Genomic DNA, 24,188 nt, shown 5'->3' on the forward strand with positions numbered 1-24,188 from the left:
GTGGGGATCCTCTACCTGCTCGCGCTCCTCGTCTCGATCACCGGGATGATCGTGCTCGACCGCCGCTTCCGGCTGTTCTTCTGGGCGGACGCGCGACGCGCGGCGATCGTGCTGCCCGTGGGAGTCGCGTTCTTCCTGGTCTGGGACCTCGTGGGGATCGGCCTGGGCGTCTTCTTCCGCGGAGAGACCTCCTACATGACCGGCCTGCAGATCGCGCCGGAGCTCCCGGTCGAGGAGGTCCTCTTCCTCACCCTGCTCTGCTACCTGACGATGGACGTGCACGGCTTCCTCTCGCAGCGGGTCGCCCGGCGGGCGGAGGCGCGCGCGTGACCTACCTCCTCCTCAACGCCGTGTTCCTCGCGGTGGTGCTGGTGCTGCTGCTGCTCGCGCTGCGCCGACGCGTCCTGCGCCTGCCCGCCGTCCTCGGCACCCTCGCCGTGCTGCTGGTGATGACCGCCGTGTTCGACAACATCATGATCGGAGTGGGCCTGCTGGTCGCCTACGACGACGACCTGATCTCGGGCATCCGGATCGGTGTCGCTCCGATCGAGGACTTCGCCTACGCGATCGCCGCGGCCCTCGCCCTCCCGGCGCTCTGGGTGCTCCTGCCCTCGCGTCGTCGGAGCGAGCCGTGAACCGGCTGCGCGCGCTGTTCGTCTCGAGCCGCCCGCTGAGCTGGGTCAACACCGCCTACCCGTTCGCGGCGGCGTACCTGCTGACCACCCGCGAGATCGACCTCGCCTTCGTGCTCGGCACGATCTACTTCCTCATCCCCTACAACCTCGCGATGTACGGGATCAACGACGTCTTCGACTACGAGTCCGACCTGCGGAACCCCCGCAAGGGCGGCGTCGAGGGCGCCGTGCTCGACCGGAGCGAGCACCGCGCGACGCTGATCGCGGCGGTGGCCACGAACGTGCCGTTCCTGGTGGCGCTCGTGCTGCTCGGATCCCCGGTCTCGTGGCTGGTCCTCGCGATCAGCGTCTTCGCGGTGATCGCCTACAGTGCGCCGGGGCTCCGCTTCAAGGAGCGTCCGTTCGTCGACTCGCTGACCTCGGCGACCCACTTCGTCAGCCCGGCCGTCTACGGGATCGCCCTCGCGGGCACCGTGGTCACCGGACCTCTCGTGGCGCTGCTCGTGGCGTTCTTCCTCTGGGGGATCGCGAGCCACGCCTTCGGCGCGGTGCAGGACATCCTGGCCGACCGGGCGGGCGGCATCGGCTCGATCGCGACCGTGATCGGAGCGAAGGCGACCACGCGCTTCGCCATCGCCGCCTACGTCGCGAGCGGCCTGCTCCTGCTCCTGCTGCCCTGGCCGGGGACTCTCGCGGCGATCCTCGCGGTGCCGTACGCGGTGAGCATCTGGCCGTACCGGTCGCTCGAGGACGCCGAGGCGGAGCGGGCGAATGCGGGCTGGAAGCGCTTCCTCGCGCTGAACTTCCTGACCGGCTTCCTCGTCACGCTCCTGCTGATCGTGTTCTGGATCGCCACGGTCTGATCCGCGGCCGGCGGCGCGCGGGGAGGGGCGTCGCCAGCGACTCCGCGGTCCGGGCCTCGTCAGTCCCGGCGGGCGGGCGGAGCGAGCCGCGGCTCCGGCACGACGGGGGCGGTGGCCGGCGGGCGCCGCACCGGCAGGAGCAGCACCAGCCCCACGGCGAGGACGAGGACGAGCCCGAGGATGCCCCAGTACTGCACGTTCGCCTCGCCGCTGCCCGAGACGGCCGCGGCGATCGAGACGGCGGCTGCGAAGGCGGCGGGCGCGAGGAACGAGGCCGCCCGCCCGGTGGTCGCGTAGAGGCCGAAGATCTCGCCCTCGCGTCCCTCCGGGATGAGGCGGGCCAGGTAGCTGCGGCTCGCCGACTGCGCCGGGCCGACGAACAGGCACAGCAGCAGGCCGAAGATCCAGAACACCGTGCTCCCCCCGTCGTGCAGGACGAAGACGGCGGTGCCGCAGACGACCAGGCCGATGAGCGAGGCGACGATCACGGCCTTGGGGCCGATGCGGTCGTCGAGCGCGCCGACCGAGATGGTCGCCACTCCGGCCACGACGTTCGCGGCGATGGCGAACAGGATCACCTCGCCGGCGTCGAAGCCGAAGGTGCCCTGCGCCAGCACGCCGCCGAAGGTGAAGACCCCGGTGAGCCCGTCGCGGAACACCGCGCTGGCGATGAGGAAGGCCACGGTGCTGCGGCTCTCGCGCCAGAGGGCGGCGACCTGCGCGAAGAGCGCGCGGTAGGAGGCGATCACGCCGACGCGCTCCGCCCGGCTCGCCTGTGCCGGCGTCTCCGGCACCGCGACCAGCACCGGAAGGGCGAAGACGGCGAACCACACGCCGGCGACCAGGATCGAGACGCGCACGTCGAGGCCGTCGTCCCCCGTCACTCCGAAGAGCCCGACCTCGGGCGAGATGAAGCCGAAGTACACGATCAGCAGTAGAACGATCCCGCCGACGTAGCCCATGCCCCACCCGAAGCCGGAGACGCGGCCGATGGTCGCCCGGGTCGAGACCTGGAGGAGCATCGCGTTGTAGTTGACGCTCGCGAACTCGAAGAAGACCGTGCCGACCGCGAGCAGTCCGAGTCCCAGCCAGAGGAGGGCCGGGTCGGGGCGCACGAGGAACATCAGCAGGATGCAGAGGACGACGACGGAGGAGTGGATCCCCAGCCAGAGCCGGCGGCGCCCGCCGAGGTCGGCCCGGCGGCCGGTGATCGGCGCGATGACGGTGACGACCACGCCGGCGGCGGCGAGGGACCAGCCGAGCGCGGCCGAGACTCCGCTCGAGGTGCCGAAGAGCCCGTCGGTGGTCAGGTAGACGGTGAAGACGAAGGTGGTCACCACCGCGTTGAAGGCCGAGCCGCCCCAGTCCCACAGGCCCCAGGCGAGGACGGGCCAGCGGCCGGTGCGCGTCGTCATGGGCCCACCGTAGGGGGAGGAGGTGAACGGCCGGAAGCGGCGGGACCCGCGAGTCTGAGAGTTGAGCCGATGCGACTCAACTTCTCGCCTCCGGACTTGACGCGAGACGACGGATGCGTAAACTTGAGCGTGCGGGGCTCAACTCCCGCAGAGGATTCCGCACCACCCGTCAACTGACCGGCAGCCGCCCGCGCGACGCCGATCGCGAAGGAGAACAACGCATATGTCCCGTGCCGTAGGCATCGACCTGGGAACCACCAACTCTGTCGTGGCCGTCCTCGAGGGAGGCGAGCCCACCGTCATCGCCAACGCCGAGGGCTTCCGCACCACGCCGTCCGTCGTGGCGTTCACCAAGGACGGGGAGGTGCTCGTCGGCGAGACCGCGAAGCGCCAGGCCGTCACCAACGTCGACCGCACCATCGCGTCGGTCAAGCGCCACATGGGCACCGACTGGACCTTCGGCGTGGAGGACAAGAAGTACACCCCGCAGGAGATCTCGGCCCGCATCCTGGGCAAGCTCAAGCGCGACGCGGAGCAGTACCTGGGCGACAAGGTGACCGACGCGGTCATCACCGTCCCGGCCTACTTCAACGACGCCGAGCGCCAGGCGACCAAGGACGCCGGCGAGATCGCCGGACTCAACGTCCTGCGCATCATCAACGAGCCCACCGCGGCCGCGCTGGCCTACGGCCTCGACAAGGGCAAGGAGGACGAGCTCATCCTCGTCTTCGACCTCGGCGGCGGAACGTTCGACGTCTCCCTCCTCGAGGTGGGCAAGGACGACGACTTCTCGACCATCCAGGTCCGTGCGACCTCGGGCGACAACCGCCTCGGCGGCGACGACTGGGACCAGCGCGTCGTCGACCACCTGGTCAAGCGCTTCAAGGACTCGACCGGCGTCGACGTCTCGAAGGACAAGATCGCGCGTCAGCGCCTCAAGGAGGCCGCGGAGCAGGCGAAGAAGGAGCTCTCCTCGAGCACCTCGACCAGCATCCAGCTGCCCTACCTCTCGCTCACCGAGAACGGCCCGGCGAATCTCGACGAGACGCTCACCCGCGCCAAGTTCGAGGAGCTCACCAGCGACCTGATCGAGCGCACCCGCAAGCCCTTCACCGACGTCATCGCCGAGGCGGGCGTCAAGGTCGAGGACATCGCGCACGTGGTCCTCGTCGGCGGCTCGACCCGCATGCCGGCCGTGGCCGAGCTCGTCAAGAAGCTCACCGGCGGCAAGGAGCCCAACAAGGGCGTCAACCCGGACGAGGTCGTCGCCGTCGGCGCCGCGCTGCAGGCCGGCGTCCTCAAGGGCGAGCGCAAGGACGTCCTCCTGATCGACGTGACCCCGCTCTCGCTGGGCATCGAGACCAAGGGCGGGATCATGACGAAACTCATCGAGCGCAACACCGCGATCCCGACCAAGAGGTCTGAGACCTTCACCACGGCCGACGACAACCAGCCGTCCGTCGCGATCCAGGTCTTCCAGGGCGAGCGCGAGTTCACCCGCGACAACAAGAACCTGGGCACGTTCGAGCTGACCGGCATCGCGCCGGCCCCGCGCGGCATCCCGCAGGTCGAGGTCACCTTCGACATCGACGCCAACGGCATCGTCCACGTGTCCGCGAAGGACAAGGGCACCGGCAAGGAGCAGTCGATGACGATCACGGGCGGCTCGTCGCTGCCCAAGGACGACATCGACCGCATGGTCCGCGAGGCCGAGGAGCACGCCGCCGAGGACAAGGCCCGCCGCGAGGCCGCCGAGATCCGCAACAACGCCGAGACCCTGGCGTACTCGATCGACAAGCTGATCAAGGACAACGAGGACAAGCTGCCCGAGGACGTCAAGTCCGAGGTGCAGGGAGACGTCGACGCGCTGAAGACCGCGCTCGCCGGCGACGACGACGCGGCCGTCAAGATCGCGTTCGACGCCCTCAACGCCTCGCAGACCAAGATCGGCCAGGCGATCTACTCCCAGGACCAGGCCGCGCAGAGCGCCCCCGCGGACGCTCCGGCCGACGGTGACAAGAAGGACGACGAGGACATCGTCGACGCCGAGGTCATCGACGAGGACGAGCCGAAGGACACGAAGTAGCCATGGCAGCCGATAACGAGCCCCAGGACCTCCCCGAGGAGCAGCCGGTCACCGGCGGCGAGGCGGGAGCCGAGGCGGCGCAGGACGCCCAGGACCAGGAGGGCCTCATCGAGGCCGAGGGGCCCGACGTCGAGACCAGCCTCTCGGACGCCGACCTCTCGTTCCTCTCGGGACAGTCCAGCGCCGAGACGCTCGCGGCCGAGCACCTCGCCGACCTCCAGCGGGTGACCGCCGAGTACGCGAACTACCGCAAGCGAACCGAGGCCAACCGCCAGGTCGACAAGGAGCGGGCGATCGGCGACGCGGTGAAGGTCATCCTCCCCGTGCTCGACGACCTCGACCGCGCCGAGAAGCACGGCGACCTCGCCGAGGGCGGGCCCTTCACGGCCATCGCGCAGAAGCTGCGCGGCGGAGTGGAGAAGCTCGGCCTGGTGAAGACCGGCGCCGTGGGCGACTTGTTCGACCCGAACATCCACGAGGCGATCTTCCAGCAGCCCACCCCCGGCGCCGAGACCTCCACGGTCGCGGACGTCGTCGAGGCGGGCTACTACCTCGGAGGCTCGCTGCTGCGGGCCGCCAAGGTGGTCGTGGCAGTCCCCGCCGACTGACCCCGCCACCGGCACCACCACCGCGGAGGACCCCGCCCCGCTCGGCAGCACGCTGCCGGACCGGGGCGGGGTCCCTCGCCGCATTCGACACAGGAAGAGGCACATGGCCAGCCAGGATTGGTTCGACAAGGACTTCTACAAGGTCCTCGGCGTGTCCAAGGACGTCTCCGCCGCGGACCTGAAGAAGACCTACCGCAAGCTCGCCCGCCAGTTCCACCCCGACTCCAACCCGGGGGACGCGAAGGCCGAGGCGCGCTTCAAGGAGATCAGCGAGGCGTACACCGTGCTCTCGGACGCCGAGCAGCGCAAGGAGTACGACCAGATCCGCGCCATGGGCGGCGGAGCGCGCTTCACCGCGGGAGGCCAGCCCGGAGGGTTCGACGACGTCTTCGGCGGCATGTTCGGCCAGGGCGGGCGCACCTCCTACAGCACCCAGCAGGGCCCGCCGCCGGGCTTCGAGGACATCCTCGGCGGCATGTTCGGCGGCGGAGGCAGCCGCTTCGGCCAGCCCAGCGGCGGCTACCGCGGCTTCGGCGGCCCGCAGAAGGGCGCCGACGTCACCGCCAGCACCACCATCGACTTCCGCACCGCGACCCGGGGCGACACCGTCCAGCTGCAGACCGGCGACGGGCGCACCCTCTCGGTGCGCATCCCCGCCGGCGTGGCCGACGACCAGAAGATCCGCGTCCGCGGCAAGGGCCGCCCCAGCCCGGACGGCGGCGATCCCGGCGACCTGGTGCTCACCGTCTCGGTGCGCAAGCATCCGGTGTTCGAGCGCGACGGGCTGAACCTGCGCGTGACGGTCCCCGTGACCTTCGTCGAGGCCGTCTTCGGCGCGACGATCGAGGTGCCGACCCTCGGCGGCGAGCCCGTCAAGCTCCGGGTCGCCGCAGGCACCCCGAGCGGCCGCGTCCTGCGCGTCAAGGGCCGCGGCGTCACGACCCCCAAGGGCACGGGCGACCTGCTCGCCGTCCTGCAGGTCGCCGTCCCGAGCCACCTGTCCGCCGCCGCCCGTGAGGCCCTCGAGGCCTACGCCGCCGCCGAGCCGGACGAGGACCCGCGCGAGGACATCCTGGAGAAGGCCCGCTACTAGCACCGGATCGGCGCGACCGGTCGGAGGAGGAGACATGGACGAGAACACGCCCGTCTTCGCGATCGCCGTCGCCGCCGAGCTGGCGGGGATGCACCCGCAGACGCTCCGGCAGTACGACCGGCTCGGGCTCGTGAGCCCGACCCGCACCGCGGGCAAGTCGCGCCGCTACTCGATGCGCGACGTGGTGCAGCTGCGCGAGGTCGCCCGGCTCTCCTCCGAGGGCGTCTCGCTCGAGGGCATCGCGCGCATCCTGCAGCTCGAGAACCAGGTGCAGTCGCTCTCGCAGCGGGTGCGCGAGCTGGAGTCGGCCCTCGCCGACGAGCTCCTGAACCGGCCGGGCCGCCGCGTGTTCGCCGCCGGACTCGAGGGGGACGTGGTCACTCTGCGCCACGGCACGCGCGCGCAGCGCCGGACCGAGCTGGTCGTCTGGCGCCCCGCGCCACGATCAGGGGCCGCCGACGACGCCACACCCTGAACGAGGGGTAGCCTGACCGGGCGCCGCCCCGTCATCGCGGCGCCTGCCCCTCCGCTCGGGGCGGAGAGCAGGAGGACCGCCGTGGACCACGACAGCAGCACCCCGCGCGACGAGCGCGACGCCCGCCGGGAGCAGGCCGCCCAGGAGCAGTCCACCCAGGAGCAGGTGTCGAACGCTGCTCGACAGGAGCAGGCCCCGGACTCCACGCGCGCGTCCCGCAGGACGCCCGTCGTCCCCGACAACGGGTTCTCCCGCGAGTCCTACGCGATCCACGCCGCCCGCAGCGACCTCCCCCTCTTCTCGGATGCGCTGAACGCCGGCCGCGACGACTCCGGCTGGCTGTCGTCGCTCTCGAGCACCCTCGCCGGTCCCACCGGGCCGGTCGGCTCCCCGGACTCGGCCGCCGAGACGGCGCAGGCCGCGCTCGACCGTCGCACGCGCCGTCGGAGCGACGAGTCCGACTCCTGAGCCGCGGCCCCGGCTAGTCGCGCAGGCGAGTGGCGGCCATCCGGGCGTCGACCAGGCGGCCGCCGCTGAGGCGGGCGAGGATCACGGAGCCGAACGGCAGCGCGCGCACCAGGGGCAGACCCTCGACCCGCTCCTCGTCCGTGTAGCCGAGGAGGACGTACATCCCGACCACGGCGATCGCGGCGATCGTCGCGACCCGCGCCGGGATCTGGTCCATCGTGCCGCCTCCGCCGTCGATCGGCTCGGCGAGCGTGACGCACATGAGGAAGATCGACGCGTAGACCGCCAGGTGCACGTGGGAGCGGCTCCACGGGCGCGCGAGCGCGGCGATCGGCAGGATCCAGAGGGCGTACCAGGGGTGGATGGCGGTCGACGCCGTCACGAACGCGAGCAGCGCGCCGGACAGGCGGGCGAGCGGATCGATGGAGCGCCGCGACAGCATGAGGCGCGCAGCGATCAGGCCGGCGAGCCCGAGCGCGAGGATCTTGACCACGGCGATCGCCGCGGCGGGGTCGTGACCGGTGAACTCGACGGCGCGGGAGACCGAGACCGTGACGAACGACATCGGCGCGTACCAGTGCAGGATCGAGCCGGGCACGACCATCGCCGCGACCCAGCCGACCCCGACGCCCGCGAGCAGCCCGACGGCGACCACGAGGCCGAGCGCTCCGGCGCCCGTCCAGAGCCAGCCGCGGGTGCGCTCACGCCACGTCGCGTCGTGGCGCAGCCACAGGAGCGCGAGCACGGGGAGCGCGATCACGGCGATCGGCTTGATCGCGATCGCTCCGGCCATCAGCACGACGGCGGCGATGCGCCGGTCGGTCTGGGCGTAGTAGAGCGACGCGAGGATGAGCGCCAGCATCACGGAGTCGTTGTGGCCGGCGACGACGAAGAGCACGAGGGTCAGCGGGTTGGCGACGATCGTCCAGGCGGTGAGCGGGACCGAGAGGCCGCGCAGGCGCGCCAGGCGGAGCGCGTAGACGGCCATGACGGCCACGCCCGCGACCGACACGGCGCGGAGCATCGCGATCGAGAGCTCCGGTGCGCCGTAGCCCGCGAACTGCACGGCGGTGCGCTCGATCAGGAGGTAGAGGGGCCCGTAGGGCGTGGGCGTGTCGGCCCAGAGCGGGTCGACGCCGAGGTCGAACCAGCCCGGGAGCGTCGCGACGCCGTGGGTGTAGGGGTCGATGCCCTGGGTCATCAGGCGACCCTGCGCCACGTAGGAGAACATGTCGTGGCTGAACAGCGGCACCGTCACGAGGAGCGGAGCGGTCCAGGCGAGGGCCGCCACCACGATGGTGCGGACGGAGCCGGGGCCCGCCGCGAGCGCGACCGTGCGCAGGCGGAGCCACGCGATCAGCAGCAGCATCCCGCCGCCCACGACGAGGGCGCCGCTGGACTCGGTGAGCCAGCCCGTGGCGCGGATCGAGGCGACGAGAGGCCAGTCGCGGATGGGCGAGCCGGCGGGCAGGTAGCCCACGCCGAGCGAGCCGAGGAGGATCGCGATCGAGCCCAGCAGGCCCGTCGCCAGCGGTGCGGCCTCCATGAAGCGGAGCCGCGGTCGGCGCTGCCGTCCCGTTGCCCGGGCCGTGTCCGGCCGCTCGATCGTCCCCCGTGAAGCCATCGGAGCCACGCTAAAGGATGGGACTCCGAAGTGCATGGACGGCCGGTGAACGGTTGATCAGTCGGCGCTCAGGTTGTACAAGCACCCGCACGCGCACCGATCAGGGCAGGCGCGGCACCGGGGCCGGCTCCGCGAAGCGCAGCTGGTTGCCGAACGGATCGATCACGTCGAGCGCGAAGCCGAACGGCGTGCGGGTGATCCGCGGGTTGAGGTAGGGGTACGCCTTCGCGTCGAGCTCGGCGTGCAGCTCGCGGACACCGCGGAGGGCGACGTGCACCGCGGCGCCGGGACTGCCGTCGCGGTGGTGCTCGCTGAGGTGCAGGCGGAGCCCCGAGCGCGACACCTGCAGGTAGAGGGGGGCGTCGAGCGCGGCGCGGTGCTCCCAGTCCACCTCGAAGCCGAGGTAGTCGACGTAGAACTCGCCCGCCTTGGCGACCGAGAAGATCCGCAGGATCGGCACGGCCGCCTCCAGTCGCACCGGCTCGAGCCGGTCCGGCTCCTCCGCGCTCGACCGGTCCCGTGCACGCCGTCTCGTCTCCACGCCACGAGGCTAGCCGCCCCGCGGTCGGCCCGGCGCCGGAGGGTCAGTCGACGAGATCGAGACCGCGCAGCAGCCGGAGGGTCTCGACCCCGGCGGGCGGGCAGCGGCCCGTATCGGAGCCGTCGACCCAGTGCAGCGAGTCGATCTCGCCGCTCGGGCGCGCCTCCCGGTCGAGCTCGGCGGCGAAGACGCTCATGTGGACCTCCCGCCCCTCCGGCTCGCCGTGCGCCTGGGTCCGGACGGTGAACAGGGGCACGAGGCCGAGGGCGACGGCGCCGAGCTCCTCGCGGGTCTCGCGGGCCGCCGCCTCGATCCCGCTCTCGCCCTCGTCGACCTTGCCGCCGGGGAGGTAGAGGACGTCGCGGCCCCGCGCCGTGACCATCAGGACCTGCCGGTCGCGGAGGACGGCGACGGCGGACACGATGATCGGCGGGAGGGTGCTCATCCGCTCATCATGCCCGCCGCGGGCGGACCGTCGCGGCGCCCCCGCGGCTACCATGGGGGCACACCAGAAGGACGCGCGCAGCCGGCGCGCGCCGGGGCCCCGTGCGCCCGAACAGCTGAGGAGCAACCCGTGGCAGAACCCACCACCCTCGACAAAGTCATCACCCTCGCGCAGCACAGGGGATTCGTCTTCCCCTCGGGTGAGATCTACGGGGGCACCCGCTCCGCGTGGGACTACGGGCCGCTCGGCGTGGAGTTCAAGGAGAACATCAAGCGCCAGTGGTGGAAGACCTTCGTGCAGGGCCGGGGCGACGTCGTCGGCCTGGACTCCGCGGTCATCCTGCCCACGGCGATCTGGCACGCCTCGGGACACGTCGGCGTCTTCTCGGACCCGCTGACCGAGTCGCTGATCACCCACAAGCGCTACCGCGCCGACCACCTCTTCGAGAAGTACGAGGAGGTCAACGGCCACCCGCCCGTGAACGGCCTCGCCGACATCCCGGACCCGGAGCACCCCGACAAGGTCGGCCAGTGGACCGAGATCAAGCAGTTCTCGGGCCTGATGAAGACCTACCTCGGCGTCGTCGACGACGAGTCGGGGCTGCACTACCTGCGTCCCGAGACCGCCCAGGGCATCTTCACCAACTTCGCGAACGTGCTGCAGAGCGCCCGTCGCAAGCCGCCCTTCGGCATCGGCCAGATCGGCAAGGCGTTCCGCAACGAGATCACCCCCGGCAACTTCATCTTCCGCACCCGCGAGTTCGAGCAGATGGAGCTCGAGTTCTTCGTCGAGCCCGGCACGGACGAGGAGTGGCAGGAGACCTGGATGCAGCTCGCCTGGGACTGGTTCGTCGGGCTCGGGATGAACCCCGAGAACATCCGGCAGTACGAGCACCCGAAGGACAAGCTCTCCCACTACTCCAAGCGCACCGTCGACATCGAGTACCGCTTCAGCTTCGCCTCGGGCGAGTGGGGCGAGCTGATGGGAGTCGCGAACCGCACCGACTACGACCTCAAGACGCACATCGAGCACTCGGGCAAGGACCTCTCGTTCTTCGACCAGAACAAGAACGAGCGCTACGTGCCGTTCGTGATCGAGCCGTCGTTCGGTCTCACCCGCGCGCTCATGGCGTTCCTCGTCGACGCCTACGAGGAGCAGGAGCTGCCGCCGAACGCCAAGGGCAAGGTCGAGACGCGGACCGTGCTGCACCTCGACCCGCGCCTGGCGCCGGTGAAGGTGGCCGTGCTGCCGCTCTCGCGCAACGAGGCACTCTCGCCGCTCGCGCGCCGCGTCGCCGACCAGCTGCGCCAGCTCTGGAACGTCGACTTCGACGACTCCGGAGCGATCGGCCGCCGCTACCGCCGCCAGGACGAGATCGGCACCCCGTACTGCGTGACCGTCGACTTCGACTCGCTCGAGGACGACGCCGTGACCGTCCGCGACCGCGACACGATGAAGCAGGAGCGCATCCCGCTCGAGCAGCTCGAGTCGTACCTCTTCACCGGGCTCCGCGGGGCCTGACACTCCTCCCGGGACGCCGCCGACCGGACGGGTCGGCGGCGTCCCGCCCGGCGCGGACCAGCCGGCCCTGCGGTCAGCGCTCGCGGGCGAGCAGGGCGAAGACGAGGGTCGAGGTCCACTCGCCCTTGCAGAACTCGTCCTCCCGGTGGTGCGCCTCGAGGCGCATCCCGAGGCGCTCGCAGAGGCGGGCGGACGCGGTGTTCCGAGCGTCGAGCTGCGCGATCACGCGGTGCGCGCCGAGGGTGTCGAACGCGAGGTCGAGCAGCGCCCGGGCGGCCTCGGTCGCGTAGCCGCGCCCCTGCGCCTCCGGGTGCAGCACCCAGCCGATCTCGACCGCCTCCTGCTCGACGGACGTCGCGATGAGCGTGAGGTCGCCGATCATCCGCCCGGCGAGGACGCCCTCCCGGGGGACGATCGCCAGCACGGCCACGTCGCCGTCAGCGGCGAGCCGTGTCGAGGGGAGGCGGCGCTGCAGGTGCGCCCTCGACTCCTCGGGGGTGCGCACCGGCCAGCGGAGGAACCGGACGGCGTCGGCGTCGCCCTGGTAGCGCGCGTGGTCCTCGGCGTCCTCCGGTCCGAGGGGACGCAGGAGCAGGCGCTCGGTGAGCAGCGGCGCGGAGCGCAGCGGCTCCGCATCGAAGGGGAGCCGGAGGCTCACGCGGTGGCGGCGTCCGCCTCGGGGCGCGCGGCGGCGGGCTCGGCCGGGACCTCGATGCCGAAGAGCGCCTCGAGCCCGGTGAGGTAGGCCTCCTGGGCTCCGGCGCGCGCGTAGTCGCGGGCGCGGACGCTCGGGGTGTGCAGCAGGACGCCGGCGAGGTGGCGGAGCGCCTGCTCGGTGCGGCCGTCCTCGTCGCCGCGCGAGCGGGCCCGCTCGATCTCGGCGTCGAGCGCGTCGAACACGTGGGCGCGCAGGGCGACGACGGCCGGAGTGAGGCTCTTCTCGTCGGCGACGTCCGAGAACTTCCGGGCCGCCTTGTCGACGAGCGCGCGCGCCTGCTGCGACGCGTCGAGCACGTCGAGAGGCGCGTGCAGGCTGATCGTCTCGAGGTCGAGGAGCTCGACGCCGGCGACCGAGGTGACGTCGGAGGCGACGTTGCGCGGCAGGCCCAGGTCGATCACGAGCTGGCGCTCGCGGGAGAACCCCTGGAGGCGCCCGGCGGCGAGCAGGGCGGCGTCGAGCACCGGCTCCTGGGTCGTGGTGCAGGTGATGACGATGTCGGCCGAGACCGCCTCGAGCGCGAGATCGGAGGCGGCGATGGGCCGGAGCGAGCGGCGGGCGGCGAAGCCCTCGGCGCGGCCGGAGGGGGAGTGCACGGCGATGTCCACCACTCCGCGGTCGCGCAGGGCCGCGACGGTCGCCCGCGCGTAGCTGCCGGTGCCGACGAGGAGGACGCGGGCGGCCCGCCAGTCGGTGACGCGGCTCGCGGCCAGGTCGAGCGCGAGGCGCACGATCGAGCGGCCGGCGCTGCCGAGGCCGGTGCGGTTCTTGATGCCGCGCGAGGTCTGCGAGGCGCGCTGGAACAGCCGCTCGAGCTCGGAGGAGGTGGTGCCGAGGCGGCGCGCCTCCTCGAGGGACCGGCGGACCTGGCCCGCGATCTCGCCCTCGCCGACCACGACGGACTCGAGCCCGCTGGAGACGGCGAAGAGGTGCTCGGCCACCCGGTCGCCCGAGACGACGTCGACGCTCCCGCGCAGCTCGTCCTGCTCGACGCCGGTCGCGGCGCTGACGGCGGCGGTGGCGGCCTCGACGGCGACGGCCTGCGCGGCGGTCAGCGGCTCCTCGATGTCGAGGTAGGCCTCGAAGCGGTTGCAGGTCGCGACGACGACGGCTCCGGAGACGAAGTCGATCCCCTCGGAGAGGGCCGCGGTCACGGCGGAGGAGTCGACGGAGAGCTTCTCGAGGAGATCGAAGCTGGCGTTCTTGTGCGACGCCGTCAGACACAGAAGCACCACGTCAGTCTACGCGCGCTCTGCGGGGCGGGGTCCCCGGACTGGGGAGGAATGCACGGATGCGCCTGGAATAATGCCGCGGTGACCTCCCCCACCGACGGCCTGCTCGATCCGCTGCACCCCCTCTCCGCCGGCCGCACGGCCGACTCGCTGCTCCTGCGCGCCTACCGCTCCGAGCGGGGCGAGAGGACGCCCGTCTGGTTCATGCGACAGGCCGGCCGCAGCCTCCCGGAGTACCGGGCCCTGCGCACCGACACGAAGATGCTCGACGCCTGCCTCGACCCGGCGCTGGCGAGCGAGATCACCCTGCAGCCGGTGCGGCGCCACGGAGTGGACGCGGCCATCTTCTTCAGCGACATCGTGATCCCGCTGCGGCTCGCGGGCGTCGGCGTCGACATCGTCCCCGGTCGCGGTCCGGTGCTCGAGAAGCCGGTGCGCACGGCCGCCGACGTCGCCGAGCTCGCCTCGATCGACCCGTCCGTCCTCGACGAGACGCTCGAGCCCATCCGCGAGGGCGTGCGCCGCACCGTCGCGGGCCTCGGCGACACACCGCTCATCGGCTTCGCCGGCGCTCCCTTCACCCTGGCCGCCTACCTGGTGGAGGGCGGCCCGTCCAAGGACCACCTGCGTGCGCGGACGATGATGCACGCCGACCCCGCCGCCTGGGCTCAGCTGATGGAGTGGACCGCCGAGGTCACCGGCCGCTTCCTCCGCGCGCAGGTGCTCGCCGGGGCCAGCGCCGCGCAGCTCTTCGACTCCTGGGCCGGGGCGCTCTCGCTCTCGGACTACACGACCCATGTCGCTCCCGCCTCCGCGCGCGCCCTCGTCCACGTGCGCGACCTCGCATTCGACCACGGGGAGACGCGCCGCAACGTCCCGATCGTGCACTTCGGCGTCGGCACCGGCGAGCTGCTCGGAGCGATGCACGGCATCGGCGCCGACGTGGTCGGCGTCGACTACCGGATCCCGCTCGACGAGGCCAACCACCGCCTCGGCGGCTTCGTGCCGGTGCAGGGCAACGTCGACCCGGCGCTGCTGACCGCGCCGTGGGAGGTCCTCGAGGCCCACGTCGACGACGTGCTCCGCCGGGGCCTGAGCGCCCCCGCGCACGTGCTCAACCTCGGCCACGGCGTGCCGCCCGAGACCGACCCCGACGTGCTCACGCGCCTCGTCGCGTTCGTGCACGCCTGGCGGCCGTGAGCGAGGAGCGCCCCCGCGACGCGGCGTCGTACGACGTCGCGGTCGTCGGCGGCGGAGTGGCGGGGCTCGCCGCCGCCGCGGAGTGCCTGCGCATCGGCCTGCGCGTCGTGGTGCTCGAGGCGGGGGAGCGGGTCGGCGGCTCCGTCTCTCCGCTCGCGCTGGCCGGAGCCGCGCTCGATGCGGGCGCCGAGAGCTTCGCCACCCGCGGCGGCCACGTCGAGCGGGCGCTCGCCGCGCTGACCCTCGACGGCGTCCCGCTCGCCGAGTCGATCGTCGAGCCGCGGACGCACGGCTCGTGGCTGCACCTCTCGAACGGCCGCTCCGTGCCGTCGCCCCGGGCCGGCATCCTCGGCATCCCCGGCACGCCGCTCGCCCCCGACGTCGTGCGGGCGATCGGCCGCCGCGGTGCCTGGCGCGCCTGGCTCGACACCCTGATGCCCGTGCTGCGCATCGGCCGCGCCCACTCCCTCGCCGAGCTGGTGCGCACCCGGATGGGCGAGCGCGTGCTCGAGGACCTGGTCGCGCCGGTCGTCTCGGGCGTGTACTCGAGCCGGCCGGACGACATCGACGTCGACCTGGCCGCACCCGGACTGAACGGCGCGCTCACCCGCGCGGGCTCACTCGCCCGGGCCGTGGCCGCCCTCCGCGCGAACCTCCCGGCCGGAGTCGCGGTCCGCGGGCTCGAGGGCGGGATGCACCGCCTGGTCGCCGCGCTGGTCCAGCGGATCGACTACCTCTCCGGCGAGATCCGCACCGGCGCCTCCGTGCAGCGGCTCGAGGGCTCCGACGGGGACTTCGTCCTGACCCTCGCCGACGGCGCTCTGAGCGCCCGAGCGGTGATCGTCTCGACGCCGGAGCGCGACGCCCGGGCGCTGCTGGCCGGCCTCGCCCCCGCCGTCGCGGAGCGCGCCGACGAGGCGCCCCACGACTCCGTCGAGCTGGTGACCCTCGTCCTCGACGACGCCCGCCTGGACGCAGCCCCCCGCGGCTCCGGTGTGCTCGTGGCGCCCACCGCCACCGACGTCACGGCCAAGGCGATCACGCACGCGACCGCGAAGTGGGACTGGCTGGCCGCCTCCCTCCCTCCCGGGCGCCACGTGCTGCGCCTCTCCTACGGGCGCCCGGGCGAGCGCCCGCCGCTCGAGGGGCGCACCGATGCCGAGGCGGCGGCGATCGCCCTGCTCGACGCCTCGACGCTGCTCGGACTCGCCCTCGATCCGGCGTCGCTCGTCGACTCCGCCCGGGTGAGCTGGGCCAATGTCCGGCCCGCCGCGGCGCTGGGCCGCCGCGCGCACCTGGAGGCGTTCCGCGAGGCGCTCCTCCCGATCGAGGGAGTCGCCGTGACCGGCACCTGGATCGCGGGCACGGGCCTCGCCTCGGTGCTCCCGCACGCCGCCGAGACGGCCGCCCTTATCCGGCGCCGACTGGTGCGTCAAGGAGTCGGGCTGCCGAGCGACGCCCGCGACGCCGACGGCTACTCTTAGGCCCAGGCATCCGCGCGAGCGCGCGGCGTGCCCCGGCACGAGTGGTCACCGACCGCGTGGACGATCGCGAGAGCGACCCAGGACGAGGAGTAGGCGTGAAGGGCAAGATTCTTTTCGTGGCAGGAGCCGCAGCCGGGTACGTGCTGGGAGCACGCGCCGGCCGCAAGCGGTACGAGCAGATCGCCTCGGCGGCAGGCCGCTTCTGGCGGACCCAGCCGGTGCAGGACGTCGCGGGCGCCGTCGGCGGTGCCGCGAAGACCCAGCTGAGCAGCGTCTCGGACAAGGCGTACGAGGTCGTGCGCTCGGTGGTCGTCAAGGCCGTGTCCGGCGGCAGGAAGGCCCAGGGAGCGAGCGACGCGGAGGCGTCGGCCGCCGCCCGCAAGGCGGCCTCGAAGGTCGACGAGGCCGCGGCGTCGGCCGGCTCCGGCGGGTCGACGACGTCCACCTCCACCAGCAGGGCCTAGTGCTCATCCCCCCGGCCGTGCCAGGCGCGCGCCGGCCGGCACGTCCCACCCTCGAGGAGCTCCCGTGGTGAACGAACGCAATCCCAAGAACGCCCGATCACTGGGAGAGCTGGTCAGCGACCTGCCCGGCCTCGTGATCGAGCTCGTCAAGGCCGAGGTCGCCTCGCTGAAGAACGAGCTGGCGGGCAAGGCGAAGAGCGCGGGTCTGGCCGTCGGCCTGTTCGCGGTCGCGGCCTTCCTCCTCCTGACCGCGTGGGCGACGCTGGTCGCCTTCGCGATCATCGGCATCGCCTCCTGGCTTCCGGCCTGGCTGTCGGCGCTGATCGTGACGGTCTTCTTCCTCCTGGTGGCCGTGATCCTCGCCCTCGTCGGCGTGCGCACCATCAAGAAGGCCGTGCCGCCGGTGCCGCAGGACTCGATCAACAGCATCAAGAAGGACGTCCAGGCGTTCAAGGGAGTGGGCAGCTATGACAACTGAGCGATCCGTCAGCAGCACCACGCCCCGCTTCGTCGACCCGGCGGAGCTGAAGCCCGGCCAGCTGAAGGCCGACATCGAGCGCGCTCGCTCCGAGCTGGCCGCGACCCTCGACGCGATCGAGTACAAGGTCAACGTGCCGCGCAAGGTGCGCACGGCCCAGCGGACGATCGAGCGCAAGCTCCAGGTGGTGCGCCGCCAGAACCCCTCCGCGCTGATCGCCGGAGCGGTCGGCGCCGCCGCCGCCGTGGGCCTCGTCGTCTGGGGCGTCGCGAAGCAGATCATCGAGGACTGAGCGCCGGAGGGCCCGGGGTGCTAGCGTCCCGGGCCCTCCGGCGCCAGAGCCCCCGCCGCTTTTGTGCATCGGCACGAGCGGAGGGATGATGGATCAATGACCGATCAGACCGCCGGCACGGCGGGTCCCGTTCAGTCCGCCCCCGACACGAGCGCCGCCGCTCCGGCGCCGCAGCCCCCCGCCGATCAGGATCACTCCGATCAGGCCCTGGGATACACGCTCTGGGCGGTTCTCCGCAGGGATCCCGCACGTCCGTTCACCCTCTCCAGCGACGCCGTGGATCCCGCGGTGAAGCAGTACGAGCACCTCGTCGCCCAGCTCGAGGGCGAGGGCGTGACCGTCCGCGGCACCTACGACGTCTCGGCCCTGCGCGCCGACGCCGACATCATGCTGTGGCTCACGGGCCCGGCGCCCGAGGAGCTGCAGCGGGCCTACCGCGAGCTGCGGCGCACGGAGCTGCTGGTCGGCCTCCTGCCGACGTGGAACGCGATGGGCGTGCACCGCGACGCCGAGTTCAGCTCGAACCACCTCCCCGCCTACATGCGCGGGAAGGCGCCGGCCCGCTGGCTCACGGTCTACCCCTTCGTCCGCTCCTACGAGTGGTACATCCTCCCCGAGGAGGAGCGCCGCGCGATGCTCGCCCAGCACGGGCGCCAGGGCTCGCGGTTCCGCTCCGTCCTGACCAACACGGTCGCCTCGTTCTCGCTCGGCGACTACGAGTGGATCCTCGCCCTCGAGGACGAGGAGCTCGTCAACCTCGTCGACCTCATGCGCGACCTGCGCGCCACCGAGGCCCGCCGCCACGTGCGCGAGGAAGTCCCCTTCTACACAGGCCGGCGCATCGACGCCGACCAGATCGCCGAGGTGCTCCGATGAGCGACACGACCAGCGAGCCGATCCTCGTCCGCGGGGCCACCCCTGCGGCGGCGTGCGGCCCCGAGCACGTCGAGGTCCCCGTGGCCTACGACGCGATCCTCCTCGCCGGCTTCGGCGGGCCGGAGGGTCAGGACGACGTCATCCCGTTCCTCCGCAACGTCACCCGCGGCCGCGGCATCCCGGAGGAGCGCCTCGAGGAGGTCGCCCACCACTACCGCCACTTCGGCGGCGTCAGCCCGATCAACGCGCAGAACCGCGCGTTGAAGAAGGCGCTCGAGGCCGAGCTCGCGAACCGCGGCATCGACCTCCCCGTGCTCTGGGGCAACCGCAACTGGGCGCCCTACATGAGCGAGGCCGTCGCCGAGGCGAAGGAGCGCGGGTTCACCAACCTGCTCGCCATCGCCACCAGCGCGTACTCCTCCTTCTCGTCCTGCAGGCAGTACCGCGAGGACTACGCGGCGGCGCTCGACGCGACCGGCCTCGAGGGCGAGCTGCGGATCGACAAGGTGCGCCAGTTCTTCGACCACCCCGGCTTCGTCATGCCGTTCGTCAAGGCCGTCCACGACGGGCTCGACGAGCTGCGCGAGCGGATGCCCGACCTCGATGTCACGTCCGAGGTGGAGGTGCTGTTCTCGACGCACTCGATCCCCATGGCCGACGCCGAGCGCAGCGGACCTCACGAGCGCCACGACGACGGCACCGTCGTCGACGTGCACGAGTTCGGACCGGGCGGTGCCTACGAGGCGCAGCACCTCGCCGTCGCCGAGGTCGTCATGGCCGCCGCCACGGATGAGGACGTGCCCTGGCAGCTGGTCTACCAGTCGCGCTCCGGCCCGCCCACCCAGCCCTGGCTCGAGCCGGACATCAACGACGCCATCGCGGAGCTGCCGGCCCGCGGCCGCCGCGCGCTGCTGATCGTCCCGCTCGGCTTCGTGTCCGACCACATGGAGGTCATGTGGGACCTCGACAACGAGGCCCTCGAGACCTCGGAGGAGCACGGACTCGTCGCGCTCCGCGTCGCGACCCCCGGCACGGACCCGGTCTACGTCTCCGGCCTGATCGACCTGGTCCTCGAGCGCGTCAACGGCGTGCCGACCGAGGACCGGCCCTCGATGACGGCGCTCGGCCCCTGGTACGACGTCTGCCGCCCCGGTTGCTGCGAGAACGTGCGAGCGGGGTTCAAGCCCGCCCTGGCGGGAGTCGCACCGTGATGAGGAGTCGTCTGTCGTGAGCATCAGAGTCGGCACCCGCGCGAGCGCGCTCGCGGTGGCGCAGACCCGGATGACGGCCGATCTGATGTCGGCCGCCGCGGGGGTCCCCGTGGAGCTGGTGCGCATCGAGTCGGACGGCGACCGCATGCGCGGCTCGCTCGCCTCCCTCGGCGGCACCGGCGTGTTCGTCAGCGCCCTGCGCGACGCGCTGCTCGCCGGGCGCTGCGATGCGATCGTGCACTCGCTGAAGGACCTGCCCACCGCTGCGGTGGAGGGCCTGCTGCTCGGAGCGGTCCCCGAGCGGGAGGACCCGCGCGACGCGCTCTGCGCCCGCGACGGGCTCACCCTGGCGACCCTGCCGGTCGGAGCCCGCGTGGGCACGGGCTCGCCCCGCCGGCGCGCGGCGCTGCTGGCCGCCCGTCCGGACCTCGAGATCGTGGACATCCGCGGCAACATCGACACCCGGCTCCGGAGGGTGCTGCCCGGCAGCGACTCGCCGCTGGACGCGATCGTGCTCGCCCTGTCCGGCCTGCGCCGCCTCGGCCGGGTCGACGCGATCACCGAGGTGCTCGGCTTCGACGTCTCCCCGCACGCCCCCGGTCAGGGAGCGCTGGCCATCGAGGTGCGCGACGAGGAGCCGTCGGAGGAGCTGCGTGCCGCTCTCGCAGCGGTCGAGCACGTGCCGACCCGCGCGGCGATCACGGCCGAGCGGTCGCTCCTCGCCTCCCTCGAGGCCGGGTGCGCCGCTCCGATCGGAGCCTCCGCGGTCGTCGAGGAGGACCGCGTCGTCCTGCACGGCGTGGTCTTCGCCGTCGACGGCACGGCGTCCCTCGCACGGGAGGTCGCGGAGCCGGTCGATAACGGTTCGGTCGGCGGTGGTCGACACCGGGCGGATCCGCAGTATGGTGGTCGCGAACTGCCCGTCGTCGAAGCCGCGTTCCGTTGCGGCTCTCTGCTCGCTGACGCGCTTCTCGGTGCGGGTGCCGCCGAACTCGCACCCCTGGGAGCCCCTTCGTGATCGTCCCCGCCGCCTACTCCCAGTGGGAGAAGCCGTTGCAGGGGTGGCGCATCCTCGTCCCCCGCGGAGGCCCGTGGGGGGACGGTGTCGCCGCCGCTCTCCGAGCCAAGGGAGCCTCGCCCGTCGTCGCTCCGATGATCAACTTCGCGCCGACCGACGACTTCCCCGCGCTCGAGCAGGCCCTCGCCGACCTCGAGGCCGGCGCCTTCGACTGGATGACCGTCACGAGCGCCACCACGGTCGATGTCCTCTCCCTCCTGCGCACCACCGTGCCCGCGAGCACCAAGGTGGCGGCGGTCGGCGAGACCACGGCGGCCGCGCTCGTCGCCGCCGGGTACTCCGTCGACCTCGTCCCCTCCGAGGACAACTCCGCCCGCGGCCTCCTGGCCGAGTGGGAGGAGGCCACCGGCGGCCGACACCCCCTGCGCGTGCTGACGCTGCGGTCCGAGATCGCCAAGCCGCTGCTCACCGAGGGCCTCACCCGCATCGGGCACGACGTGCGCTCCGTGGTCGCCTACCGCACGGTCGGCGTCCCGGTGGAGGAGCGCGTCGTGGCGGATGTCGCCGGCGGAGCCGTGCACGCGATCCTCGTCACCTCGGGCAGCGTGGCGGAGCAGGTCCAGAAGCAGCTCGGCCCGGTGCCCGAGTCGATCCTCGTCGCCGCGATCGGCCCGCAGACCGCGAAGGACGCCCGCGCCTTCGGCCTGCGCGTCGACGTCGTCGCCGACGAGCGCTCGGCCTCCTCCCTCATCGACGCGGTCGCCGCCGTCGCCACGGAGCGCGCTCCCCGCTGAGCCGCCTCCCCGGCGCGACGTCGGCCGGGAGGGGCGGGCCTCGCCCCGCAGGCCAGGGATCCGCCTCTCGGCTGACGTCCTGCGTCCGGAGCACCTCCACGGGGTGGGGCGTCCGCGCTCCCGGGGGGTGCTCGGCGGGGCGGGATTACGCTGGAGGACATGACTGCCATCCGCCCGCGCCGCCTCCGCACGTCCCCCGCACTCCGCCGTCTCGTCCAGGAGACGCGCATCCACCCGGCGCAGCTGATCCTGCCTCTCTTCGTGGCCGAGGGGATCACCGAGGCCCGGCCGATCGGGTCGATGCCGGGGGTGATGCACCACTCGCTGGACAGCGTCCGCGGAGCGGTGACGGAGGCGGCCGAGGCGGGGATCGGCGGCGTGATGCTGTTCGGCGTGCCCACCACGCGCGACGCGGTCGGCTCCGGTGCGACCGACCCCGACGGCGTGCTCAACGCCGCGACGCGGGTCGTCGTGGAGGAGGTCGGCGACGCGCTGGTCGTGCAGACCGACCTGTGCCTGGACGAGTTCACCGACCACGGCCACTGCGGCGTGCTCGACGACCGCGGGCGCGTCGACAACGACGCCACGCTCCTCCGCTACGAGGAGATGGCGCTCGCCCAGGCCGAGGCCGGCTCCCACCTGCTCGGGCTCTCGGGGATGATGGACGGCCAGGTCGGGGCGATCCGCGCCGCTCTCGACGGCGCCGGGCACCTGGACACCGCGATCCTCGCGTACTCGGCGAAGTACGCCTCCAGCTTCTACGGTCCGTTCCGCGAGGCCGTGCAGTCCACGCTCGAGGGCGATCGCCGGACCTACCAGCAGGACCCGGCGAACCGCCGCGAGGGCCTGCGCGAGGCGACCCTCGACCTCGCCGAGGGCGCCGACGTGGTGATGGTGAAGCCGGCCATGAGCTACCTCGACGTGCTCTCGGACGTCGCCTCCGTCTCGGACGTGCCGGTCTGGGCGTACCAGGTGTCGGGGGAGTACGCGATGATCGAGGCCGCCGCCGCGAACGGCTGGATCTCGCGCGAGCCGGCGATCCTGGAGTCGGTCACGGGGATCCTCCGCGCGGGGGCCGACGCGGTTCTCACGTACTGGGCCGTCGAGATCGCTCGCGACCTGCTGAAGTAGCCGCTCCTCCTCCTGGGAGCGAGCCTCGGCATCTCGTCCGAAAGCGCTCCTCCGGCGCGAGGGCGCCGGGCGGCGCGCGTACCCTGGAGGGGTGACCACCTCGGCGAACGACACTCTGTACGAGCGTGCCCGGCACGCGATCCCCGGAGGCGTCAACTCGCCCGTCAGAGCGTTCCGCTCGGTCGGCGGGACCCCGCGCTTCATGGTCTCGGCCGCCGGCCCGTACATCACGGACGCGGACGGGCGCGAGTACGTCGACCTCGTCTGCTCCTGGGGCCCTGCCGTCCTCGGGCACGCGCACCCCGAGGTCGTCGCGGCCGTGCAGGAGGCGGCCGCCCGCGGTCTCTCGTTCGGCGCGTCCACTCCCGCCGAGACGGATCTCGCCGAGCTGGTCAAGGCGCGGATCACGGCCGGGGGAGTCTCGCCGATCGAGAAGCTCCGCCTGGTCTCCACCGGCACCGAGGCGACGATGACGGCGATCCGCCTCGCCCGCGGCGTCACCGGCCGCGACCTGCTGATCAAGTTCTCCGGCCACTACCACGGCCACTCCGACGGGCTGCTCGCCGATGCCGGCTCCGGTCTCGCGACCCTCTCGCTGCCCGCCTCCGCCGGCGTCACGGCCGCGACCGCGGCCCAGACGATCGTGCTGCCGTACAACGACCTCGAGGCGGTGCGCGCGGTCCTGGCCGAGCGTGGCGCCGACATCGCGGCGGTCATCACCGAGGCCGCGGCCGCCAACATGGGCGTCGTCGCTCCGGACCCGGGCTTCAACGCGGCCCTCGCCGACCTCGTGCACGCGAACGGCTCGCTGCTGATCATGGACGAGGTGCTCACCGGCTTCCGCGTGAGCGCCGGCGGCTGGTGGGGGCTCGAGAACCGCGGCGCCGAGGCTCCGTACCTGGCCGACCTCTACACCTTCGGCAAGGTCATCGGCGGAGGGATGCCGGTCGCGGCTCTCGGCGGCCGTGCGGACGTCATGGACCACCTGGCGCCGCTCGGGCCGGTGTACCAGGCGGGCACCCTCTCCGGGAACCCGGTCGCGGTGGCCGCGGGCATCCGGACGCTGCAGCTGGCCGACGACGCGGTCTACGCCTCGCTGGACGCCACGGCGCTGACGCTCCAGCGCGAGGTGTCGGCGGCGCTGACGGCCGAGGGCGTCGCGCACACGGTGCAGACGGCCGGGAGCCTCTTCAGCTTCATGTTCACGGACCTGGGCCGGCCGGTGCGCGACTACGCCGAGGTCCAGGCGCAGGAGTCGTTCCGCTACCCGGCGTTCTTCCACGCGATGCTCGATGCGGGCGTCTCGCTGCCGCCGTCGGTGTACGAGGCCTGGTTCGTCTCGGCCGCGCACGACGACGCGGCGATCGGGCGCATCGTGGACGCGCTGCCGGCGGCGGCGAAGGCCGCGGCGGCCGCTCGGGCGTAGGCTCCGGGGCCACCCGCGGATCAGGCGGGGGGCCCGCCGCACCGGATCTCCGGGCGGCGGACGTTCCGCGCGCCCGGCCGCCGGCGTGCG

26 protein-coding genes are annotated in these 24,188 nt (G+C 72.7%); 20 read left to right on the forward strand and 6 right to left on the reverse strand.

Features of this window, described 5'->3' with window-relative positions:
• The 3 genes from C5C37_RS08525 to C5C37_RS08535 are packed head-to-tail and all read left to right on the forward strand — an operon-like array spanning position 1 to position 1,498.
• The gene (locus C5C37_RS08525; RefSeq protein ID WP_104222894.1) at positions 1 to 330 is read left to right on the forward strand and encodes a lycopene cyclase domain-containing protein; all 330 of its coding nucleotides are present in this window, start codon (positions 1 to 3) and stop codon (positions 328 to 330) included.
• On the forward strand, positions 327 to 635 hold the full coding sequence (locus C5C37_RS08530) for a lycopene cyclase domain-containing protein (RefSeq protein ID WP_104222893.1): 309 nt from the start codon (positions 327 to 329) through the stop codon (positions 633 to 635). Before C5C37_RS08525 ends, C5C37_RS08530 begins: the two co-directional genes overlap by 4 nt.
• Positions 632 to 1,498, forward strand: a complete 867-nt coding sequence (locus tag C5C37_RS08535; RefSeq protein ID WP_104222892.1) for a prenyltransferase — start codon at positions 632 to 634, stop codon at positions 1,496 to 1,498. The genes C5C37_RS08530 and C5C37_RS08535 overlap by 4 nt, the downstream gene beginning before the upstream one ends.
• A 59-nt stretch (positions 1,499 to 1,557) precedes the next feature.
• On the opposite strand, the gene C5C37_RS08540 is transcribed toward C5C37_RS08535, so the two are convergent.
• Complete coding sequence (locus C5C37_RS08540; protein ID WP_104338793.1) at positions 1,558 to 2,913, reverse strand: MFS transporter; 1,356 nt, start codon at positions 2,911 to 2,913, stop codon at positions 1,558 to 1,560.
• A gap of 223 nt (positions 2,914 to 3,136) precedes the next feature.
• On the opposite strand from C5C37_RS08540, the gene dnaK reads away from it, so the two are divergent.
• From dnaK to C5C37_RS08565, 5 genes are all read left to right on the forward strand, one after another.
• Positions 3,137 to 4,999, forward strand: coding sequence for a molecular chaperone DnaK (dnaK, locus tag C5C37_RS08545; protein WP_104338794.1), 1,863 nt, complete (start codon positions 3,137 to 3,139; stop codon positions 4,997 to 4,999).
• Between the two features lie 2 nt (positions 5,000 to 5,001).
• Entirely contained in the window at positions 5,002 to 5,607 is a 606-nt protein-coding gene (locus C5C37_RS08550; protein WP_104338795.1) for a nucleotide exchange factor GrpE, read from the forward strand.
• A 103-nt stretch (positions 5,608 to 5,710) separates the two neighbouring features.
• Complete coding sequence (locus C5C37_RS08555; RefSeq protein WP_104222888.1) at positions 5,711 to 6,700, forward strand: DnaJ C-terminal domain-containing protein; 990 nt, start codon at positions 5,711 to 5,713, stop codon at positions 6,698 to 6,700.
• Between the two features lie 34 nt (positions 6,701 to 6,734).
• Complete coding sequence (locus C5C37_RS08560; protein ID WP_104226135.1) at positions 6,735 to 7,175, forward strand: heat shock protein transcriptional repressor HspR; 441 nt, start codon at positions 6,735 to 6,737, stop codon at positions 7,173 to 7,175.
• Between the two features lie 81 nt (positions 7,176 to 7,256).
• The gene (locus tag C5C37_RS08565) at positions 7,257 to 7,643 is read left to right on the forward strand and encodes a hypothetical protein (RefSeq protein WP_104287840.1); all 387 of its coding nucleotides are present in this window, start codon (positions 7,257 to 7,259) and stop codon (positions 7,641 to 7,643) included.
• A 13-nt stretch (positions 7,644 to 7,656) separates the two neighbouring features.
• Here C5C37_RS08565 and mptB read toward each other — a convergent pair whose 3' ends face one another.
• From mptB to C5C37_RS08580, 3 genes are all read right to left on the reverse strand, one after another.
• On the reverse strand, positions 7,657 to 9,267 hold the full coding sequence (gene mptB, locus C5C37_RS08570) for a polyprenol phosphomannose-dependent alpha 1,6 mannosyltransferase MptB (RefSeq protein ID WP_146078786.1): 1,611 nt from the start codon (positions 9,265 to 9,267) through the stop codon (positions 7,657 to 7,659).
• A 100-nt stretch (positions 9,268 to 9,367) separates the two neighbouring features.
• A complete protein-coding gene (locus C5C37_RS08575) occupies positions 9,368 to 9,808 on the reverse strand; it encodes a glyoxalase superfamily protein (protein ID WP_208543318.1) in 441 nt (146 codons plus the stop codon).
• Between the two features lie 43 nt (positions 9,809 to 9,851).
• Positions 9,852 to 10,253 carry an NUDIX domain-containing protein gene (locus tag C5C37_RS08580; RefSeq protein WP_104338796.1) on the reverse strand — a complete coding sequence of 134 codons (402 nt, stop codon included), beginning with the start codon at positions 10,251 to 10,253 and terminating at the stop codon, positions 9,852 to 9,854.
• Positions 10,254 to 10,382: 129 nt separating this feature from the next.
• Here C5C37_RS08580 and C5C37_RS08585 point away from each other — a divergent pair, with 129 nt between their 5' ends.
• Positions 10,383 to 11,774, forward strand: coding sequence for a glycine--tRNA ligase (locus tag C5C37_RS08585; RefSeq protein WP_104226140.1), 1,392 nt, complete (start codon positions 10,383 to 10,385; stop codon positions 11,772 to 11,774).
• 73 nt (positions 11,775 to 11,847) lie between these two features.
• Here the strand turns inward: C5C37_RS08585 and C5C37_RS08590 are convergent, their stop codons facing one another.
• On the reverse strand, positions 11,848 to 12,432 hold the full coding sequence (locus tag C5C37_RS08590; RefSeq protein ID WP_258059379.1) for a GNAT family N-acetyltransferase: 585 nt from the start codon (positions 12,430 to 12,432) through the stop codon (positions 11,848 to 11,850).
• A complete protein-coding gene (locus C5C37_RS08595; RefSeq protein ID WP_104338809.1) occupies positions 12,429 to 13,724 on the reverse strand; it encodes a glutamyl-tRNA reductase in 1,296 nt (431 codons plus the stop codon). Before C5C37_RS08595 ends, C5C37_RS08590 begins: the two co-directional genes overlap by 4 nt.
• 51 nt (positions 13,725 to 13,775) lie before the next feature.
• Here C5C37_RS08595 and hemE point away from each other — a divergent pair, with 51 nt between their 5' ends.
• The 11 genes from hemE to hemL all read left to right on the forward strand — a co-directional run bounded on the left by hemE (position 13,776) and on the right by hemL (position 24,098).
• Positions 13,776 to 14,924 (forward strand): uroporphyrinogen decarboxylase, encoded by a 1,149-nt coding sequence (hemE, locus tag C5C37_RS08600; protein ID WP_104255341.1) that lies wholly within the window; start codon positions 13,776 to 13,778, stop codon positions 14,922 to 14,924.
• On the forward strand, positions 14,921 to 16,408 hold the full coding sequence (locus C5C37_RS08605; protein WP_258074082.1) for an NAD(P)/FAD-dependent oxidoreductase: 1,488 nt from the start codon (positions 14,921 to 14,923) through the stop codon (positions 16,406 to 16,408). The genes hemE and C5C37_RS08605 overlap by 4 nt, the downstream gene beginning before the upstream one ends.
• A 116-nt stretch (positions 16,409 to 16,524) precedes the next feature.
• On the forward strand, positions 16,525 to 16,872 hold the full coding sequence (locus C5C37_RS08610; protein WP_146076886.1) for a YtxH domain-containing protein: 348 nt from the start codon (positions 16,525 to 16,527) through the stop codon (positions 16,870 to 16,872).
• 67 nt (positions 16,873 to 16,939) lie between these two features.
• Positions 16,940 to 17,350 carry a phage holin family protein gene (locus tag C5C37_RS08615; protein ID WP_258062864.1) on the forward strand — a complete coding sequence of 137 codons (411 nt, stop codon included), beginning with the start codon at positions 16,940 to 16,942 and terminating at the stop codon, positions 17,348 to 17,350.
• Positions 17,340 to 17,642: a DUF3618 domain-containing protein gene (locus C5C37_RS08620; RefSeq protein ID WP_104222879.1), complete on the forward strand. Its 303-nt coding sequence runs from the start codon at positions 17,340 to 17,342 to the stop codon at positions 17,640 to 17,642. Before C5C37_RS08615 ends, C5C37_RS08620 begins: the two co-directional genes overlap by 11 nt.
• A gap of 96 nt (positions 17,643 to 17,738) precedes the next feature.
• On the forward strand, positions 17,739 to 18,518 hold the full coding sequence (gene hemQ, locus C5C37_RS08625) for a hydrogen peroxide-dependent heme synthase (RefSeq protein WP_104233087.1): 780 nt from the start codon (positions 17,739 to 17,741) through the stop codon (positions 18,516 to 18,518).
• On the forward strand, positions 18,515 to 19,729 hold the full coding sequence (locus tag C5C37_RS08630; protein ID WP_104338797.1) for a ferrochelatase: 1,215 nt from the start codon (positions 18,515 to 18,517) through the stop codon (positions 19,727 to 19,729). Before hemQ ends, C5C37_RS08630 begins: the two co-directional genes overlap by 4 nt.
• Positions 19,730 to 19,745: 16 nt before the next feature.
• Positions 19,746 to 20,747 carry a hydroxymethylbilane synthase gene (gene hemC / locus C5C37_RS08635; protein ID WP_104283147.1) on the forward strand — a complete coding sequence of 334 codons (1,002 nt, stop codon included), beginning with the start codon at positions 19,746 to 19,748 and terminating at the stop codon, positions 20,745 to 20,747.
• Complete coding sequence (locus C5C37_RS08640; protein WP_104222950.1) at positions 20,747 to 21,541, forward strand: uroporphyrinogen-III synthase; 795 nt, start codon at positions 20,747 to 20,749, stop codon at positions 21,539 to 21,541. Before hemC ends, C5C37_RS08640 begins: the two co-directional genes overlap by 1 nt.
• A 159-nt stretch (positions 21,542 to 21,700) precedes the next feature.
• Entirely contained in the window at positions 21,701 to 22,672 is a 972-nt protein-coding gene (gene hemB, locus C5C37_RS08645) for a porphobilinogen synthase (RefSeq protein WP_104315054.1), read from the forward strand.
• A 91-nt stretch (positions 22,673 to 22,763) separates the two neighbouring features.
• On the forward strand, positions 22,764 to 24,098 hold the full coding sequence (hemL, locus tag C5C37_RS08650; protein WP_104338798.1) for a glutamate-1-semialdehyde 2,1-aminomutase: 1,335 nt from the start codon (positions 22,764 to 22,766) through the stop codon (positions 24,096 to 24,098).
• The last annotated feature ends 90 nt before the right edge of the window (positions 24,099 to 24,188 follow it).

Source organism: Rathayibacter sp. AY1F9, assembly GCF_002932155.1.
Taxonomy (GTDB): domain Bacteria; phylum Actinomycetota; class Actinomycetes; order Actinomycetales; family Microbacteriaceae; genus Rathayibacter.

Bases quoted from the DNA above. Each gene is read 5' to 3' on its own strand.
- C5C37_RS08540 (WP_104338793.1), bottom strand. From the start codon at position 2,913: ATGACGACGCGCACCGGCCGCTGGCCCGTCCTCGCCTGGGGCCTGTGG.
- mptB (WP_146078786.1), bottom strand. From the start codon at position 9,267: ATGGCTTCACGGGGGACGATCGAGCGGCCGGACACGGCCCGGGCAACG.
- C5C37_RS08630 (WP_104338797.1), top strand. From the start codon at position 18,515: ATGAGCGACACGACCAGCGAGCCGATCCTCGTCCGCGGGGCCACCCCT.
- hemE (WP_104255341.1), top strand. From the start codon at position 13,776: ATGCACGGATGCGCCTGGAATAATGCCGCGGTGACCTCCCCCACCGAC.
- C5C37_RS08560 (WP_104226135.1), top strand. From the start codon at position 6,735: ATGGACGAGAACACGCCCGTCTTCGCGATCGCCGTCGCCGCCGAGCTG.
- C5C37_RS08555 (WP_104222888.1), top strand. From the start codon at position 5,711: ATGGCCAGCCAGGATTGGTTCGACAAGGACTTCTACAAGGTCCTCGGC.
- C5C37_RS08580 (WP_104338796.1), bottom strand. From the start codon at position 10,253: ATGAGCACCCTCCCGCCGATCATCGTGTCCGCCGTCGCCGTCCTCCGC.
- hemB (WP_104315054.1), top strand. From the start codon at position 21,701: ATGACTGCCATCCGCCCGCGCCGCCTCCGCACGTCCCCCGCACTCCGC.
- C5C37_RS08620 (WP_104222879.1), top strand. From the start codon at position 17,340: ATGACAACTGAGCGATCCGTCAGCAGCACCACGCCCCGCTTCGTCGAC.
- hemQ (WP_104233087.1), top strand. From the start codon at position 17,739: ATGACCGATCAGACCGCCGGCACGGCGGGTCCCGTTCAGTCCGCCCCC.
- C5C37_RS08550 (WP_104338795.1), top strand. From the start codon at position 5,002: ATGGCAGCCGATAACGAGCCCCAGGACCTCCCCGAGGAGCAGCCGGTC.
- dnaK (WP_104338794.1), top strand. From the start codon at position 3,137: ATGTCCCGTGCCGTAGGCATCGACCTGGGAACCACCAACTCTGTCGTG.